Annotated in this window: 16 protein-coding genes; 2 read left to right on the forward strand and 14 right to left on the reverse strand. The window is 42.2% G+C overall.

Annotation, left to right across the window (positions count from 1 at the left end; translation table 11 throughout):
- Positions 1–112 precede the first annotated feature (112 nt).
- The 12 genes from F7732_RS18285 to F7732_RS18340 form a co-directional block, all read right to left on the reverse strand.
- On the reverse strand, positions 113–895 hold the full coding sequence (locus tag F7732_RS18285; protein ID WP_151575529.1) for a serine hydrolase: 783 nt from the start codon (positions 893–895) through the stop codon (positions 113–115).
- A complete protein-coding gene (locus F7732_RS18290; RefSeq protein ID WP_151575530.1) occupies positions 892–1,902 on the reverse strand; it encodes an ABC transporter ATP-binding protein in 1,011 nt (336 codons plus the stop codon). The genes F7732_RS18285 and F7732_RS18290 overlap by 4 nt, the downstream gene beginning before the upstream one ends.
- A complete protein-coding gene (locus tag F7732_RS18295) occupies positions 1,902–2,828 on the reverse strand; it encodes a C40 family peptidase (RefSeq protein WP_151575531.1) in 927 nt (308 codons plus the stop codon). Before F7732_RS18295 ends, F7732_RS18290 begins: the two co-directional genes overlap by 1 nt.
- Positions 2,800–3,921 (reverse strand): dipeptide epimerase, encoded by a 1,122-nt coding sequence (locus F7732_RS18300; protein ID WP_151575532.1) that lies wholly within the window; start codon positions 3,919–3,921, stop codon positions 2,800–2,802. Before F7732_RS18300 ends, F7732_RS18295 begins: the two co-directional genes overlap by 29 nt.
- A 12-nt stretch (positions 3,922–3,933) precedes the next feature.
- A complete protein-coding gene (locus F7732_RS18305; protein WP_151575533.1) occupies positions 3,934–4,875 on the reverse strand; it encodes a S66 peptidase family protein in 942 nt (313 codons plus the stop codon).
- Positions 4,876–4,962: 87 nt separating this feature from the next.
- Complete coding sequence (locus F7732_RS18310; protein ID WP_151575534.1) at positions 4,963–6,591, reverse strand: peptide ABC transporter substrate-binding protein; 1,629 nt, start codon at positions 6,589–6,591, stop codon at positions 4,963–4,965.
- A gap of 79 nt (positions 6,592–6,670) precedes the next feature.
- Positions 6,671–7,663 (reverse strand): ABC transporter ATP-binding protein, encoded by a 993-nt coding sequence (locus F7732_RS18315; protein WP_151575535.1) that lies wholly within the window; start codon positions 7,661–7,663, stop codon positions 6,671–6,673.
- A 4-nt stretch (positions 7,664–7,667) separates the two neighbouring features.
- Positions 7,668–8,621 carry an ABC transporter permease gene (locus F7732_RS18320; RefSeq protein WP_151575536.1) on the reverse strand — a complete coding sequence of 318 codons (954 nt, stop codon included), beginning with the start codon at positions 8,619–8,621 and terminating at the stop codon, positions 7,668–7,670.
- Entirely contained in the window at positions 8,621–9,553 is a 933-nt protein-coding gene (locus tag F7732_RS18325; RefSeq protein WP_151575537.1) for an ABC transporter permease, read from the reverse strand. Before F7732_RS18325 ends, F7732_RS18320 begins: the two co-directional genes overlap by 1 nt.
- A 13-nt stretch (positions 9,554–9,566) precedes the next feature.
- Positions 9,567–10,391, reverse strand: a complete 825-nt coding sequence (locus F7732_RS18330; protein WP_151575538.1) for a M55 family metallopeptidase — start codon at positions 10,389–10,391, stop codon at positions 9,567–9,569.
- Positions 10,392–10,922: 531 nt separating this feature from the next.
- Positions 10,923–11,240, reverse strand: coding sequence for a DUF3870 domain-containing protein (locus F7732_RS18335; RefSeq protein ID WP_151575539.1), 318 nt, complete (start codon positions 11,238–11,240; stop codon positions 10,923–10,925).
- 143 nt (positions 11,241–11,383) lie between these two features.
- A complete protein-coding gene (locus F7732_RS18340; RefSeq protein WP_151575540.1) occupies positions 11,384–12,571 on the reverse strand; it encodes an alanyl-tRNA editing protein in 1,188 nt (395 codons plus the stop codon).
- Positions 12,572–12,671: 100 nt separating this feature from the next.
- On the opposite strand from F7732_RS18340, the gene F7732_RS18345 reads away from it, so the two are divergent.
- Positions 12,672–13,406, forward strand: coding sequence for a general stress protein (locus F7732_RS18345; protein ID WP_151575541.1), 735 nt, complete (start codon positions 12,672–12,674; stop codon positions 13,404–13,406).
- A gap of 48 nt (positions 13,407–13,454) precedes the next feature.
- On the opposite strand, the gene F7732_RS18350 is transcribed toward F7732_RS18345, so the two are convergent.
- The gene (locus F7732_RS18350) at positions 13,455–14,792 is read right to left on the reverse strand and encodes a D-serine ammonia-lyase (protein ID WP_151575542.1); all 1,338 of its coding nucleotides are present in this window, start codon (positions 14,790–14,792) and stop codon (positions 13,455–13,457) included.
- Positions 14,793–14,856: 64 nt separating this feature from the next.
- Entirely contained in the window at positions 14,857–15,702 is an 846-nt protein-coding gene (locus tag F7732_RS18355) for a VOC family protein (RefSeq protein WP_151575543.1), read from the reverse strand.
- A 323-nt stretch (positions 15,703–16,025) separates the two neighbouring features.
- On the opposite strand from F7732_RS18355, the gene F7732_RS18360 reads away from it, so the two are divergent.
- Positions 16,026–16,844 carry a formate/nitrite transporter family protein gene (locus F7732_RS18360; protein ID WP_151575544.1) on the forward strand — a complete coding sequence of 273 codons (819 nt, stop codon included), beginning with the start codon at positions 16,026–16,028 and terminating at the stop codon, positions 16,842–16,844.
- The last annotated feature ends 93 nt before the right edge of the window (positions 16,845–16,937 follow it).

Genomic DNA, 16,937 nt, shown 5'->3' on the forward strand with positions numbered 1-16,937 from the left:
GTGTTAATACTTAGAATAAAAGACCAAATCAATATGACTTGGTCTTTTTTCACGCACAAGCCACTTCGCCAAGTGTCCTGATCTCCTTTTTCATCATTCTACGGAAAGAATTTCAAAGGTTAGACATATATTGTTCAATCAGCCTTCCTAAGCGGCTGAAATAAATAAGGGCTTCTTCTGCTTGTGTGATTCCATCCATTAGTACCACACCGTAAAGCAAATGATGATCTTTTTTCAATATTGCACAATCATGGCTAACACCAGGCAATTCTCCTGTTTTCCCATACACAGTTATCTCGCTGCTCGATACTGAATAAGCCAGCTTACGGAGCTGCTGCCTCCCCATAATTTCCAGTCCCAATGCCCGGCTTTCTTCATTTAACAATCCATCTTCTGTAAGAAACTTCAAACAAATTCCCAGGTCATAAGCGGATGTGGTATTCTCAAAACCTCTCCTTCCTGCTTCAAAATCCATCATTTTTCTCTGCAATTTCGTTTCTTGCAAATTCATACTTTTAATACACTGCTCGATTTGATTCTGCCCGAGAAGATCAATGAGAATGTTTGTGGCAGAGTTATCGGAAACAACGATCATCAAAGACAGTAAATCAACCAGTTTCATCTCCGCTGGAAGGGATAGCGATTGCAGAATCCCTGCTCCTCCTGTTATATGGGAAGGAGAAATCGATATAGACTGTTTCAGATCAATTCCCCCTGACTCAGCCTGCTGAAGAGCCTCTAGTAGTATAGGGACTTTTATCGTGCTTGCTGCTGGATAAACGGTATGACTCTCTTTTTCTATTACACCTTTATCTGACTCTATAAAAAGGCTCACTCTGCCATGTGCGGCAGAAGTAAGCCTTTGAACGTCTCTATTAAATTGATCCCAATTCATCTTGATGCCGCTACCTGGGACCAATCATGATCACCTGCTTTAGAAGGGTCATATAAATGACAGGCCACATAATGCTGATCTTCGATTTCCTGCCATTCCGGCTTTTCTGCCGCACACACCTCCATCGCATGCGGACATCGTGTTCGAAACACACAGCCCGAAGGCGGATTCATAGGGCTAGGCAGCTCACCTTCAAGGATGATTCTTTCTCTCGTATCCTCCACATCAGGATCAGGGATCGGAATGGCTGATAATAAAGCTTGTGTATAAGGATGAAGCGGTTTATGATACAATTTTTTACTTTGTGTTAACTCAATTAGATGCCCCAAATACATGACACCAATCCGATCGCTAATATGTTTTACCATTGATAAGTCGTGAGCAATAAACAGGTATGTCAGGCCTTTCTTCTTCTGCAGCCCTTTTAGCAGATTCACTACCTGTGCCTGCACGGAAACATCAAGGGCCGAAATCGGTTCATCAGCAATGATAAATTCAGGGTCCAAGGATAACGCCCTAGCAATTCCAATTCTCTGCCGCTGTCCGCCGCTAAACTCATGCGGATAGCGGTTGGCGTGATCCCGATTCAGTCCAACATCTTCTAACAATTGGTATATACGCTCTTCTCTTTCCTTTTTATCCTTATATAAGCCTTGCACTTCCATTGGCTCAGAAATAATTTCTTGAACGGTAGACCGCGGATTTAAGGAAGCATAAGGATCTTGAAAGATCATCTGCATTTTGCGATGAAAAGAAAATCGTTCCTTGTCATTCATTTCATGTACATTTTTCCCATCATACAGTACTTCTCCATCTGTTTGATCGTATAATCCAATAATTGTGCGTCCTGCCGTTGATTTTCCACAGCCAGATTCGCCGACAATTCCAAATGTTTCTCCTTTTTTTATCGCAAAAGAAACGTCATCAACTGCCTTTAGCATTACACCTTTCTCCATCTGAAAATACTTTTTTAAGTTTTTCACTTCCAAGAGAGCGTCATGTGCCATTATGATTCCTCCGTCTCTCGCCAGTAGCGCCGTGCTGTACAAAGCTCTTTTTCATATATCGTGTTCTGCAGCTCTATCACTTCGATTGTTTTTCCTGTTTTAGGAGAGTGAAGCAATCGGCCATCACCATAGTAAATCCCCACATGATGAATCTTTCCCTTGCCTTCTTCATAAGCAAAAAACAAGAGATCGCCTGGCCGGATTTGTTCTAAATCAATATTTAATCCTGCCTGCGCCTGGTCAGAGGCATCACGGGGAATATCATAGCCATTCGCCCGGCATGCTGCATAAGCAAATCCTGAACAGTCATAACCGTAACTGCTCATTCCGCCCCACAAATAAGGCAGACCAATAAATTGCTCTCCCGCTTTAACAATAGATGCTCCATTTCCCAGCGGCCGCTGAATGGATTTGAAAATGCTGACATCCTGCTTTTGCAGGTACGCACCGCTGCCTGGTGTACTGACTCTTACTAATTCCTTTTCCTCACTAATAACAGGCAGTTTCGTCATATAGCTTAGCTCCAGCAGACATTCATTTTCCTCTGAAAAAAGATCTGCCTTCTTATTCGTAATTACAGCAAAAAAATCAGATTTAATATCCATGATCTCCTTCGTTATTTGTGCCAGTGGTATCCACCCTGGATATCCTCTTTCATCTTTAGAAGAAGGCTGATCGGGAACGAACACATATGCCCAATCTCCTTCAATCCTATCGATTAGCACTTCCCCGCCATACAAAACTTGTGATTGTACAAGGTTGCTGCTGCAAAGTTCCAAACTGTTTTCATAAGATAATCCATTTAGCCATCCTGTTATGTCTGCTGGAGAGCTAATTGCTTTTTGATCTAGATCCCGCGCTGATTGCGGAGTTGTCCAAACGGTTGCTACTGGTACATTAATTCGCCATTTTGCTTTGTTTGACATTTGCAGCACCTCCCTCCTTCTGTATATTGCTTATTCCAAGACCAAATGAATTTGGAAGCGTAATTTTTCTTCCATTATAAATAATGCCGCCCTCTACAACATCTTGTGCCAGCATAAGCGGAGCATCGAAATCAAAACGGGTGATATTTTTCTTGCTTGCTGCAAAATGAGCTGCGGCTGAAATGCCAATGCGTGTTTCAATCATGCTGCCGACCATACATTCCATTCCATTAATTTCGGCGAGCTGGTTAATCATTTGTGCCTGATAAATGCCGCCTGACTTCATTAATTTTATATTGATTAGATCCGCACTTCTTGTTTTGATTACTTCAAAGGCCTGTTTGGGTGTGAACACACTTTCATCTGCCATGATCGGTGTTTCAACATGATCAGTAACCTGCTTTAGTCCTTCAATATCCCATGCTTTTACGGGCTGTTCAACTAGTTCTATGTTTAAATCCAAGTCTTCCATCTTTTGAATAGCTCGTACTGCTTCCTTTGCCTTCCAGCCTTGGTTGGCATCGAGCCGAATTTTAATATGATTGCCGATTCTCCTGCGAATTTCCTGAATTCTTTCAATATCGGTTTCGATTAAGTCTTTGCCTACCTTTACCTTTAACACATGAAAGCCTTGCCGTACATATGAAACGGCATCCTCCCCCATCTCTTTTGGGTCATTTACACTAACTGTATAATTGGTTTCAATCTCGTTTTTATGTCCGCCGAGATATTGATAGAGAGGTAGTTTACATTGCTGAGCGATACAATCGTATAAAGCCATATCAATAGCAGCCTTAGCGCTCGTATTTCCAACAAGCAGTGTATGAATTCCTTGAAAAATCGTTTCATACTGATTTAAATCTTGCTGAATTAAAAATGGTTTTAAGACTTGGTGGATTGCAGCCTCAATACTGTCCATTCCTTCTCCAGTGATGACCACAGTTGGAGGAGCTTCTCCCCAGCCCACGACTCCGTTATCACAGGATATTTTCACCACAACGGCATATGCTGTTTCTACAGTTCTCAGTGCAGTCTTAAACGGCTTAATAAGCGGTACGGCTAGCCGGTATGTTTCTATATTTGCTATTTTCATTCTTTCCCACCCTTATATCACACCATTTTCAATGATGAATTCCTTTTGATCAGCATGTAAAACTGCCTTCACTCCAAGTGGAACAGAGAAGTGAGGGGAACAGTGGCCAATTTTAAAACCCTTCACTGCCGGTTTATTCGTTTTTTGTATATAATAGTCAATTACTTCTTCAAGTGTAAGCGATGCTTCCCTTTTTGGTTCACAATCGTTAAAATCGCCTATTATAAATCCAGCGGCATCATCCAGCTTCCCTGCCATCTGCAGCTGGTTTAGCATGCGGTCGACATTGCGCGGTTCTTCATGAATATCTTCTAACAGCAGCAGCTTACCTTTTGTATCAACCTCAAAAGCAGTCCCAAGTGTGCTTGTTATTAAACAAAGATTGCCGCCAATTAATTCACCCTCCGCGGTGCCTGAGACAATGGTTTCCAGTTTGGAGAGATGCTCTGGGTAACGAAGCTCCTGCGGTTCAAACAGCTGACTGACATATTTTTTTGACCATTCGTCTGCATGCTCCTTTCCCAAGTCCGATGCAAGCATCGGACCATGAAAAGTGACCAATCCTGTCTTTTGTCTAATCGCCGTATGCAGGAACGTAATATCACTATAGCCCCAAAAAATCTTTGGATGATTTCTAATAAGCTCATAATCTATTTGTGCAGCAATCCTGCCAGTGCCATAACCGCCGCCAGCACAGAAAATAGCTTTCACTTCTTGATCCAGGAACATCTCCTGCAAATCTTTCAGCCTTTCATCATCTTCTCCAGCCAAATAACCGTTCTGAGCATACACATGGTTTCCGACTTTATATTTTAGTCCGAGCTGCTCCAGAAAAGAAAAAGATCGCTCTAAATTCTTTACATCAGGAGGACTGGCAGGTGAAATAATCCCAATCGTATCTCCTTTTTGCAGCCTTTGCGGTTTGATTTCTTTCATTGCTGTCACATCCTTCATTCGCTGTGTTAGTCTCATTTGCAAGGTTTGAATACAGTAAGCAGACGGAGGGATGTTCAGCAGAACACCCCACCAATGCTTTTACAATTAGTTCTTATCTGCCCACTTTAACTCCATATAGCCAACTGGATGGCGGACAATACCAGACACACTCTCATTTTGCATAAACACTTGGTTATAGAAATGTATTGGAATGATTGGCATTTCATCCATTAAAATCTTTTCTGCTTCATACATCATGTCATAGCGAGCTGCCTCATCTGCTTCATTTTTTGCATTTTGGATAAGCTGATCATATTCAGCGTTCGACCAGCCTGTTCGGTTCATTGAATGTCCTGTTTGGAAGTTTTCAAGGAAATTGATCGGATCTGCATAATCAGCAAGGAATGAACTGCGTGAAAGCTGGAATTTCAATGCAGATTGCTCCTCCGCAAAAACATTCCATTCCATATTCGCCAGCTGAACTTCTACTCCAAGATTATCTTTAAACATCTGCTGAAGTGTCTCTGCTATCTTTTTATGCGCATCACTTGTGCTATATGTCAGTGTTACTTCTGGAAGCGTGTCATAGCCTTCCTCTTCCATTCCTTGTGCAAGAAGCTTTTTCGCTTCTTCTGCATCTGTCTTCACAAGGTCTCCTGCTGTTTCACGGAAATCGTTGCCGGAAGGATCCGTAAATCCATAAGAAACAAATCCATAAGCTGGCTTTTCCTGTCCTTTTGTCACGAAATCAACGATTTGCTGTTGATCAACTGCCATCGCAAATGCTTTACGAATATTTTCATTTTGGAAAGGTTCCTTCGTTACATTAAAGCGATAGAAATAATCTCCCGCCTGATCGACAACCTCAACCTTTCCTTCACCAAAAAGCTGTTCACTTAAATCTGCAGGCACATCTGATGTATCAAGGTCACCAGCCTGGAACATCTGATATTCTGTGTTCGTATCATCAACCATTGCCCAATGTACTTTATCAAGCTTTACATTTTCCGCATCCCAGTATTGGTCATTTTTCTCCATTATGAAATGGCTGTCATGCTCCCACTCTGCTAAGTTGAAAGGCCCGTTTCCGACAAACGTTTCTGCTTCTGCGAACCATTCTGGATTTTCAGCAGCTACCTTCTCATTTACCGGGAAAAATGCCGGATTAGAGATAACGCTTAAGAAATATTCTTGAGGACTGATTAGCGTCACTTCGAAGGTTTTCTCGTCAACAGCTTTCACTGCCACATCATCTGCTGAGCCTTCTCCGTTATTAAATGCCTCCCCGCCTTCAATAAAGTAGCCAAGAAATGCAGCTGGTGAACCCGTTTCAGGGTTTAAAAGTCTTTTCCAGGCAAAAACAAAATCACCGGCTGTTACATCATCGCCATTCGACCATTTTGCATTTTCCCGGATATGAAATGTATAGGTTTTTCCATCATCAGAAAGATCCCAATTTTCAGCAATAGCTGCTTCTGGCTCATGATTCTTCCCAAGACGCGTCAGACCTTCCATTAAGTTATTTAGCGCCTGCCATGAAACGGAATCAAAACCAATTGGCGGATCAAACGATGTAGGCTCCTGCCCGTTATTTAAGTACAATACTTTTTCAGCAGTTTCGGTATCCTCTCCGTCAGGCTGTTCTGTTTCATTACCTGCATTCTCATTGGCCGTACACGCAGCAAGCACAAATACCAACAAACCCATCAAAAATAAAGACAACAGCTTTTTCATTCTTTTTCCCCCTTATTTGCTATTATTTTTTATTTTCCTTATATAGAACTCTCACTTTGCGTGAAAGAAGCTATCTCAGCTATCTGGCAAGCAGCGCTTTTGCCCTCTCATCCTGAAGCCAGCATTCCACATGATGCTCCTGAGTCAATCTCGTTTGGAAAGGATAAGCTCTGCTGCACACCTCCATTGCATGTTCACAGCGGGCTGTAAAAGGACAGCCTGCCGGGGGTGAGAATAAATCCGGCGGAGAACCCATGATTGGAATCAATTCATCATCTTCCAGATCAAGACGCGGAACAGAGTTGAGCAGCCCTTTTGTGTAAGGATGCTGCGGGTTGTAAAAAATCTCTCTGCGTGTGCCTGCTTCAACGATTTTGCCTGCATACATGACGGCAACTCGATCTGCAACTTGAGCAACTACACCTAAATCATGCGTAATCAAAATAATGGAGACACCTGTTTTCATTTGAATTTCCTTAAATAAGTCTAGAATCTGTGCCTGTATGGTCACATCCAGAGCAGTCGTCGGCTCATCAGCTATCAGCACCTCTGGCTCACAGACGAGTGCCATGGCAATCATTATTCTCTGTCGCATTCCTCCGCTGAATTGGTGAGGATAGTGCTTCAGCCTCTCCTTCGGATTCGGAATGCCCACAAGCTTTAACATATCTAACGCTTGTTCTTTTGCATTTTTTCGCGAAATTCCTTCATGCTGTATAATCGCTTCAATAATTTGCTCCCCCACTGTGATGGTTGGGTTTAATGCCGTCATTGGGTCCTGAAAGATCATGGAGATATCAGCACCGCGAAGTTCCCTCATTTCAGATTCCTTCACCTTTGTTAAATCTCTTCCCTTAAACAAGATTGAACCATTTGTGATTTTTCCTGGAGGACTTGGGATTAAGCGCATAATACTTTGAGAAGTAACACTTTTCCCGCATCCTGATTCTCCAACAATCGCCAGAGTTTCTCCTTTATACAGATCAAAAGAAACACCCCTGACTGCTTTTATTTCTCCCCCATAGGTTGAGAATGCGACATGAAGATCCTTTACCTCTAATGTTTTTTCCATCTGTCTACCCCCTCAGCCTTGGATCGAGAGCATCCCGGAGCCCATCACCAAGCACATTGAATGAAAACATGGTTAAAGAAATAAATAATGCCGGGAAAAATAACCGCCACCAGTGTCCGGATAAAATAGAGGACAATCCGTCATTTGCCATAGAACCCCAGCTTGCTAATGGCGGCTGTATGCCGAGACCCAGAAAACTAAGAAATGCTTCAGCAAAAATGGCGGATGGAACAGTTAAAGTCATTTGAACAATGATCGGGCCCATTGTATTTGGAAGCAGGTTTTTCCGGATGATTCGGGGCGTTTTTGTGCCAAATGTTTTTGAAGCAAGCACAAATTCATGATTTTTCAGCTGCAATACCTGTCCCCTAACAATTCGAGCCATCCCAACCCAGCCTGTAACAGACAAGGCGAAAATAATGGTGAACAAGCCTGGGCCCATCACTACACTAATAAGAATGACAACAAGCAAATATGGCAAACCATATAAGACTTCTATAAAGCGCATCATAAGATTATCGGTTCTTCCGCCTTTATAGCCTGATACACCTCCATAAATAACGCCTATTATAAAATCAATTAAAGCAGCAACAATTCCAACGAAAAGGGAGATCCTTGCTCCATACCATGTTCTTGCAAAAATATCGCGGCCAAGCTCATCTGTTCCAAACCAGTATTCAGATGAAGGCGGCAGATTTTGATTTACTAAATTCCCCTGTGAGACACCATGCGGAGAAATCATCGGCCCAATAATAGCCATAATCGCTAACAGTACTAAAAATAAGCTCCCTGCCATAGCCAGCTTGTTTTTCAGCAATCTGCGCCACGCATCTTTCCAATAAGAGAGACTAGGACGGACGACTGCCTCCGCTGCTCTTTCATCCTTATTTTTTGGGGTAAACCATTCATCGGGAATTTCATGTGCTATGTTTGGATCTTGCTGCTTCCCCAATTCCATCAAATCCCCTCCTTTTTATGCAGCTTAATGCGCGGATCAAGAATGCCGTAAGCAATATCGACTAAGAAAAGCATGATGATCAGGATAGAGCTATAAAAGACAGTGGTTCCCATAATCACAGGATAGTCACGCTGGTTAATGCTTTCGACAAAATACTTGCCCATTCCAGGGATGGCAAAGATTTTTTCAATGACAAAGGTTCCAGTTAAAATACTTGCTGCAAGTGATCCGAGAATGGTTACCACCGGAAGTAAGGCATTCCTTAACGCATGCTTAAAAATGATTTTCACTGGAGATAATCCTTTTGCTTTAGCTGTTCGAATATAATCCTGTGTTAAAACTTCCAGCATACTCGATCTGGTTAAGCGGGCAATGATCGCCATCGGTCCCGTTGCTAAAGCGAATGTAGGCAGTACCATATGCATTGTGCTTGACCAGGTTGCCACTGGAAAGATCGGAAAATTAACAGCAAGCTGCTGAATGAGCATCGTAGCCAATACAAAGTTCGGGATGGATATGCCCAAAACGGCTATCGTCATCGCCAAATAATCGATAAAACCATTGTGTCGGAGAGCAGCAATGACACCAAGGGTAATTCCTGATATTACAGCAACTATCAGTGTGACAATGCCAAGCTCAAAGGAAATCGGAAACCCTCTGCCTAACATCTCATTAACGGTCTGTGATGATTTTTTTATTGAAGGGCCAAAGTCAAACGTCACCACCGATTTGAGGTAGTTTCCGTATTGAACAATTAATGGCTGGTCCAGCTGATAAAATTTCTCTAGATTTTCCTGAACAGCTTCACTTGTTGCACGCTCCTCATTGAAAGGCGAACCAGGAATGGAGTGCATTAAAAAGAACGTCAATGTAATAATGAACCAAAGTGTAATAATCATAGCGATGAGACGTTTTAGTATATACTTGGCCAAATCCCGATTCCTCCTAACAGAATGATGTTTGCATCGCTAGCTCTGTCATAACGAGCATGGCACGATAAGCTTCAAGAATGTCCTTTGCTTGAAATTTAACAATGGTAGTTCCTTCTTCAATTTCCGTACCAGGCATTAATGCTGCCCATTCGGCTTGCCCGTAATTGGCAAATTCAATGCGAAGAACTGGATTGGAAGGCGGCACGAGCGGTTTTACATTTTCCCTATTTGCTAATGCTTCTTTTGTTTTTTCCCGTAACAGTTCACCTGCTTTTGCCGGTGTGAGCGATTGAACCGCTGACCTCGAGATTGTTTTTTTTACGATGGCGGTAGTGACATTTGGAATGAGCTTTTCTGCTTCTAATGCAGCCTGGTCATCTCCTGCTACTAAAAGGACCGGAACCCCATAAAATCCTGCCACTAAAGCATTAAAGCCCATTTCTCCAATGGCCATATCGTTTATGTACATATGCCTTACACCAAAAATCATCGAATGAGACATCGCACCCTTCATCGATGCCCGAGCATGATAGCCTACAAAGGCAGCTCCGCTAAATGAGGAATCCAAACCTTGTACCATTGAAAAAGGTTTTACATCCCCCACATTCACAGTTGCTTCCGGATGCAGCCTTTCAATCAGCAGGTTATTCATCTTCGAATGACTGTCATTCACCAGCACCTCTGTACAGCCTTGCTGAAACGCTTCAGTTACCACATAATTTGCTTCATCTGTCATTAAAATCCGGCCTCGCTCGTAATTATGCCGGGATGAATCCACATGCGTATAATCCGCCAAACCCGTAATGCCTTCCATATCTACCGAAATATAAAACTTCAAATCCAAAACCCCCTTCTCTCTCTACCAAACCCATTTCATAAATTGTTAGATTATATGACAAAAACCCAATGAATATAAAGAAAACTTGCCGAGTGGCAAGCCGTAGGCGCAGACAGAGGCCTAGTTGCTCTTATACTTCCTTCTCATCGAGGAGCTACTTCGAATCTGCTCCCATAACCTCGATGATCTCAAAGGAAGTGTAAAGAAAACTTGCCGAGTGGCAAGCCGTTAGGCGCAGACAGAGGCCTAGTTGCTCTTATACTTCCTTCTCACTGAGGCACTGCGTCGATTTTTCTTCCCTGTCCTCAGTGATCCTCCAAGGAATGTGTAAAGAAAACTCGCCGAATGGCAAGTCGTTAGACGCAGACAGAGGCGTAGTTGCTCTTATACTTCCTTCTCACTGGGGCACAACCGATATTGCTAATATAAAAGAGTAATCTTAAAATCAATCTACGAAAAAAATCCAGCTGCCAGAGTGGATATCTATTTCCTCTGACAGCTGGATTTCATCTGTGTAAGCAGAAGAAGCAGCTATTTATTCATTATTTGCAAGTATTTAATATTTGCATTTTTAAATGCAACCATGAGCGCTTTTTGGGACGAGCCAAAATACCTAGATTCAATTTCCTCTAATAAAAAGTCGAGATCTGTAATGTATTTGGATGTAAACATCGCTTTGACAAAGTTGGATGTGATATCGATTGTAGAAGTACACTCAGCATCCAAAATTTCACCACTGTCCCGATTGACAACAAGAGCAATAAAAAAACCGTTATATTGCTGTGTAATTGCATTATTAGTGGATGTCTTGCTTTCTCCAACTATGTAAATTGAATTGTCTGGAAACATCGTTACTCCTCCTGATCACGGATATTATATGAGGTATTTATGCGATAGCATAAACATTCATTATAATGCATGACCTATAACAAAATTGTAATACACATATTTCGCTTTGACAATGTTTTTAATAGATTTTTCTAAATATTTTATCAATTAACCGATAATATCTGCCTCGTTTTTTGAAGTAGTTCTTCACCTGAGATGCCCTTTGGACCTCCCCCTTGCGCAAAAGATTCATTTCCGCCACCTTTGCCATCGATGCTGCCCAGCAATTCCTTCGCAAGCTTCTTCATATTGGCATCAGAGCCATTTCCGCTTGCACAAACAAACTGAAGCTTATCCTCTAGCTCATTAACCAAAATAACAACCGAGTCTTCTGCCAGCTCTGTTATTTTACGTGCTAATGTTTGTACTTCTTTAATGGAGCGATCGTAAAAAACAGCTTGTACGTTATCCTCGTTTTTATGCTGAATCAGCAATTCCTTCGCTTCAAATAATAATAATTGCTCATTTTTATTCTCCACCGTTTTCTCCAGTATTTTAGCATCTTGGATTATACGCATTGCAGAATCTGCAACGTCTTCCTGCGGCGCATTTAATGCGGCTGTCAGCTGCTTCATCACCTTATGCTTCTCATGAAGCTGTTTTAGTACACGATTGCCGCATACAAATTGAACTCGGATATTTTGTTTTTGTTTTTCCCAATCCAATATTTTAATAGAAGATACTTGTCCAGTTGATGAAGGATGTGTACCGCCACAACCGTTATAATCAAAATCAGGAATAATGACAAGGCGAATATTTTCCGTTACAGATGGCTGCTTGCGGAGCGGATATTGAGTAATCTCTGCAGCACTGATCCACTTCGTCTCTATTGGCCGATTTTCAAAAACTATTTTATTTGCAAGAACCTCTGCAGCTGAAGCTTCATCCTCCCCTAGAGCATTTGTATGAATGTCAATGGTGCAGATATCCTTGCCAAGATGAAAACTTACCGTCTGGCAGTTAAAAAGCTCTGCAAATGCTGCAGATAAAATATGCTGTCCAGTATGCTGCTGCATATGATCCAGCCGGCGGGACCAATCAATCTTTCCCTCTATCTCTCCTTGCGACAATGGCATTTTTATATAATGACGTACCTCACCTTCCACTTCTTCTACCGCCACAACTTCAACACCATTTAGCACTCCCGTATCATGCGGCTGGCCTCCGCCAGTCGGATAAAATGCTGTTTGATCAAGAACAGCATATAAATTACCTTGTTCATCAGTATTTTGGTGTAATAACTGTGCTTTGAATTCTTTTATATACGGATCCTGATAATAAAGCTTTTCCATCAAATCTTCCTTTCCCAAACATTTCGGTAAATTTTACCTGCCTATTTCTTAAACACAGGGGGTATGTACATTATATACAAGCCCAAGGAGGTTATAAAATATGTCAACGAATAAAAAAGTAGTTGGATCATATAAAACTGAACGAGAGGCGATTGATGCAGTAGAACGCTTAAGAGCAGATGGCTATCGCTCGGAAGATATTTCTGTAATCAGCCGCAATAGAGCTAACTTGGATGAAGTAACGAAAGAAACAGGAACAAAGGCTGAACAAGGCTTAGCAACTGGCGCAGCTACGGGAGGCGTATTAGGAGGACTAACCGGTATTTTGGCTGGGGTCGGTGCCCTGGCGATTCCCGGAATTGGACCGATTGTTGCAGCAGGACCAATAGCAACCGCTTTAGCTGGAGCTGCTGTTGGTGCAGGAGCTGGTTCTATTGCTGGAGCCTTAATTGGCATGGGTATTCCAGAAGATGAGGCAAATCGTTATGAAGGTGATGTGAAAGAAGGAAATATCCTTGTTATTGTTGAACCACATTCAGAAACAGATGATCTCAATACTGAATATAATTTGCGCAATGATCCAAACTCGGATCTATCTGCACGCAGAGCAGATGAGGACCCATTAAATCCAGGAGAATTGGATAATAGAAGCTATGCACCAGATGACCCAACAGCACCAGTACCAGATGTAAATATTGATCCTAACCGTCCGTTAAATGAAAAAATGAACACTGACCCAGAAAACTATCCTAGCGGATATGCCGATGAAATTGGGACAAGGGATGGAAGACTGCCAAAGGTTAATGCACGAGAAGATAATCCTTTTAAAGATTAAGTATGGTAAAAAGGCTTGGAATGATTAACTCATTCCAAGCCTTTTTTGTTACTTATACCCCTTTTCATAAACCTGCTTACCTGTTAAATAATATTCCTGCTTTTCATGCTCTGGCACCATAGAGCCGCCCGTTGCCCATACAATATGCGTTGTGTTCTGCATAACATGCTGCAGCCCCTGCTTTCTGGAGTACGAGTCGTTTTCCTGCAATCGAAGGTAACCGCTGAATCCAGCCAGTGCTGATGGTTCCAGATATAGATTCTCGTGCTTTGCCAATTGATATAGGAGAGCAAATAGCCTGTCATCTGAAACCGTAAAAATGCCGCTGACAGCATATTTGATTGCTCGTGCCACTAAGCCGGATGGCCGCCCAACAGCAAGTCCGTCTGCTGCCGTTTTATTATCGAGTCCAATGTCCTGAACAGAAATTTGATCGTCAAGTCCTGTCATTAAACCGAGAAGCATGCAGGGAGAATGAACTGGTTCTACAAAAAAGCAGTGTACATGCTCGCCGAAAACTTTTTTCAGTCCAAAAGTAACACCACCTGGTCCTCCGCCTACGCCACATGGAAGATAAACAAAAAGAGGGTTTTCACGGTCAATTGCGATCCCCTGGTGATCCAGCTGTTTTTGCAGCCGAAGTGCTGCAGTTGCATATCCAAGAAATAGATGCTTGGAATCTTCGTCATCAACAAAGTACATATGATCATCCCGCTCCGCCTGTGCCCGTCCTGTAGCGACCGCTTCACTAAAATCACCACTATGCTCAATAACGCTGGCACCTTTTGTCCGCAGCAAATCCTTTTTCCATTGCTTCGCATCAGCTGACATATGAACATATACATTAAAGCCCAGTTCTGCCCCCATAATTCCAATACTCAGTCCTAAATTTCCGGTAGAGCCAACGGCAATGCTATACTGCGAAAAAAATTGCCTAAAAGCTGCACTTGCAAATACCTCATAATTGTCATGTTGGTTTAGTAATTGATGCTTCAGTGCAAGATCTTCCGCATGCTTCAGCACCTCGTAAATGCCGCCCCGAGCTTTTATCGAACCAGAGATTGGCAAATGACTGTCACATTTTAATAGCAGCTCACCTGGTATCTTTATGCCAAAAGAATCAGCCAATTCAATCGCCATGTTTTCCATCTTAATAAGAGGAGACTCTATTATGCCTCCGCTCTTTCTGCTGTCTGGAAAAACCTTTTCTATAAATGGGGCAAACCTTCGTAACCTTTTTTCAGCGTCTTCAATATCCGACAGCCCAAGATCTTCCGGCAGCTCGTTTCGATAATTGAGGTTCTCCCAAGCTGTTTCTCTATACACACGTAAATTCTTTATCAGTGGATACTTACTTTCAAGATCAGCAATAGTGATGTCATCCATATTTTCCCCTCCGCGGCGCTCATTTTGCTACTAACATACAATGAGAAAGCGGGTTCGGGCAAGGTTAAAAGTTCATTTTTGTGCCAGAAGGGTCTTTTACAGTATACTGCCCATCCATTTCAGCTACGGCTGCTCCAAGCATATTTAGCCTCTTAACAGCGGCTTGCCGTTCCTCTTCATTCGGGAATACGAGTGTAAAAGATTCCATTCCGGCATGATCTTCAAGCGGAGCTGGAGCTCCAATCCCATTCCAAGTATTTAACCCGATATGGTGATGATATCCACCAGTTGAAATGAAAAGTGCCTGCCCTCCATAAGTGCAAACCGTTTCAAATCCAAGACCTTCTAAATAGAACTCTTTAGTCTTATGGAATTCTGAAACGTGCAGATGGATATGCCCCATGATCGTTCCAGCGGGCAGACCGCTCCAAGATGCTCCATCCCATTCTGATAAAACACCTTCTACATCCATGGCATTTGTTGCCATGACAACCTCTCCATCTTTCCACTCCCAGCCTTCTGATGAACGATCATGATAAATTTCAATTCCATTTCCATCAGGATCAGCCAGGTAAAGGGCTTCACTCACTAGATGATCAGATGCCCCTTGCAGCGGATAGCCTGTACTGATTAAATGACGAATAACGGCTGCCAGGTCTCTGCGCTCTGGAAGAAGGAGTGCAAAGTGATATAAACCTGTTGTTCTGTTTTGCTTTGGGGAAATGGTGCTTGGCTGAGTTAATGTAATAAGCCCTGTCTTACCATCAGCAGACAAACGAACGATTTCCTCCGATTTCTCTATAACTTTTAAACCTAAAATGTCCTGATAGAATGCCAGTGATCTTTGCAAATCCTGAACCTTTAATTGAACTTGGCTAACATAAACATGTGGAGCCTCGTGAAATTTCATATTATTTTCTCCTTCTCATATACTTACTTTATGTAAGTTATTATATTTTCGAAATTAACAAATGTCAATATACAGCCTCTGGAACCCAAGTATGATTTTTCCTGTGATAAATATAACTATGCTGCTTTATACACTCACAAATGTTTCTTGTCTATTGCACTTTAATAAGAAATCCTATGTTTACTCTGCCCATATAGTTTTAAATGTAAGCGTTTTACAAACAGTGCTAAAACGTTCACATCATTATGGAAATCTTTGCATTAAACTATAGGTATATGTGATGTACTTCACAGCATTTCACTTATTACCGGAGGTTTTCCGATATGTCTTTTTATAAACCAGATGAAATTGCAAGTTATTCAGTTGATATGGGTGTAAAAAAAGCAGATTATCCTATTATGAGAACACTGATTTTGGGATTTCAAGCTGGCGCATTTATTGCGCTAGGCTATCTGCTTTATATTCGTGTGACTGCACCATTAGCTGGCGATCTAGCTGGAATCAGCTCATTTTTGGGTGCCGCTCTCTTTCCAATTGGTCTTATCCTAACATTAATTGCCGGCGGTGAGCTGCTCACCGGAAATATGATGGTTCTTCCTCTCGCTAGTATGGCAAAGAAAGTGTCGGTCGCTTCTGTCGCAAAGAACTGGGGACTAGTGACTGTCAGCAATTTTGCTGGCGCATTGTTCGTTGCTTACTTTTTCGGCCATATTGCCGGGCTGACAGAGAGCGGCGTATTTCTTGAAAAAACGGTTAGCATTGCTGAACATAAAGTAGAGGCCGCTTTCCTGCCTGCTTTTATCTCCGGAATCGGCTGCAACTGGCTAGTGGCGGCTGCCGTTTGGCTATCCTACGGCGCCAAAGACACAACAGGAAAAATACTTGGAATCTGGTTTCCGACCATGGCCTTTGTTGCAATTGGATTCCAGCATGTCGTTGCTAACATGTTTGTCATTCCAGCTGCTATTTTTGCCGGACATCTTTCATGGGCAAGCTATATCGAAAATTTCATCCCTGTTTATTTAGGCAATGCTGTTGGCGGCTCAATCTTTATTGGCTTTGCGTATTGGATGGCCTATAAATTCAAAAGAGAGCCTTTGCAGATTCATCAAACTGAGATAAAACATCATGATGCCTCTTAAAATCATCGCCTCTGATTAAATCGAGCATAACAAAACTATTCCATTCACCACTAAAAGCCGGCTTCCATAATAAAATGGAAACGGCTTTTTAAT

Origin of the sequence: Bacillus mesophilum (genome assembly GCF_008923265.1) — a bacterium.
GTDB lineage: Bacteria > Bacillota > Bacilli > Bacillales > Cytobacillaceae > Cytobacillus > Cytobacillus mesophilum.

Excerpts from the sequence above, each read along its gene's own strand:
- F7732_RS18285 (WP_151575529.1), bottom strand. The coding sequence starts at position 895 with ATGAATTGGGATCAATTTAATAGAGACGTTCAAAGGCTTACTTCTGCC.
- F7732_RS18290 (WP_151575530.1), bottom strand. The coding sequence starts at position 1,902 with ATGGCACATGACGCTCTCTTGGAAGTGAAAAACTTAAAAAAGTATTTT.
- F7732_RS18295 (WP_151575531.1), bottom strand. The coding sequence starts at position 2,828 with ATGTCAAACAAAGCAAAATGGCGAATTAATGTACCAGTAGCAACCGTT.
- F7732_RS18300 (WP_151575532.1), bottom strand. The coding sequence starts at position 3,921 with ATGAAAATAGCAAATATAGAAACATACCGGCTAGCCGTACCGCTTATT.
- F7732_RS18305 (WP_151575533.1), bottom strand. The coding sequence starts at position 4,875 with ATGAAGGATGTGACAGCAATGAAAGAAATCAAACCGCAAAGGCTGCAA.
- F7732_RS18310 (WP_151575534.1), bottom strand. The coding sequence starts at position 6,591 with ATGAAAAAGCTGTTGTCTTTATTTTTGATGGGTTTGTTGGTATTTGTG.
- F7732_RS18315 (WP_151575535.1), bottom strand. The coding sequence starts at position 7,663 with ATGGAAAAAACATTAGAGGTAAAGGATCTTCATGTCGCATTCTCAACC.
- F7732_RS18320 (WP_151575536.1), bottom strand. The coding sequence starts at position 8,621 with ATGGAATTGGGGAAGCAGCAAGATCCAAACATAGCACATGAAATTCCC.
- F7732_RS18335 (WP_151575539.1), bottom strand. The coding sequence starts at position 11,240 with ATGTTTCCAGACAATTCAATTTACATAGTTGGAGAAAGCAAGACATCC.
- F7732_RS18340 (WP_151575540.1), bottom strand. The coding sequence starts at position 12,571 with ATGGAAAAGCTTTATTATCAGGATCCGTATATAAAAGAATTCAAAGCA.
- F7732_RS18345 (WP_151575541.1), top strand. The coding sequence starts at position 12,672 with ATGTCAACGAATAAAAAAGTAGTTGGATCATATAAAACTGAACGAGAG.
- F7732_RS18350 (WP_151575542.1), bottom strand. The coding sequence starts at position 14,792 with ATGGATGACATCACTATTGCTGATCTTGAAAGTAAGTATCCACTGATA.
- F7732_RS18355 (WP_151575543.1), bottom strand. The coding sequence starts at position 15,702 with ATGAAATTTCACGAGGCTCCACATGTTTATGTTAGCCAAGTTCAATTA.
- F7732_RS18360 (WP_151575544.1), top strand. The coding sequence starts at position 16,026 with ATGTCTTTTTATAAACCAGATGAAATTGCAAGTTATTCAGTTGATATG.